Genomic DNA, 379 nt, shown 5'->3' with positions numbered 1-379 from the left:
TTATGATGCTTTGACTTGAATTTCGGAAACCCAATCTCCGGACGTTCGAAAAAATTCCTGTATGCCCGTTCCAGATGGAGCTGCACATTCGCCAGGGCAAGAGAATCTACTTCCTTCAACCACGGAAAATCTTTTTTATAGGCAGCCGGTGTAGTCTTCAACATCTTCCCGGTCTTCTTATATTCTTCCATCTTATCCGACAGCATCTGGTTATAGATGAATCTACAACATCCGAATGTCTTCGCAAACAATTCTTTCTGTTCTTCCGTTGGATAAATGCGGAATTGGAAGGCTTTATTGCTCTTTCTCATGTTTCTCACCCTGTGTTTCAATGTATTCCCTGATTACTTCGATCGGTGCTCCACCGGCTGTTATCAAA

At 42.7% G+C, this 379-nt stretch carries 1 protein-coding gene; it reads right to left on the bottom strand.

The genetic code is table 11. The features are described 5' to 3' along the window. Nucleotides 1–311 (bottom strand): helix-turn-helix domain-containing protein (locus ACQRBH_RS17365; RefSeq protein ID WP_427762707.1); only part of this gene is annotated, 311 nt, incomplete at its 3' end. Between the last annotated feature and the right edge of the window lie 68 nt (nucleotides 312–379).

This window comes from Bariatricus sp. SGI.161 (assembly GCF_050313695.1).
Classification (GTDB): Bacteria; Bacillota; Clostridia; order Lachnospirales; family Lachnospiraceae; genus JAFBIX01.
Note: the sequence above shows the minus strand (reverse complement) of the source record. Positions and strands in the feature narration are given on the sequence as shown.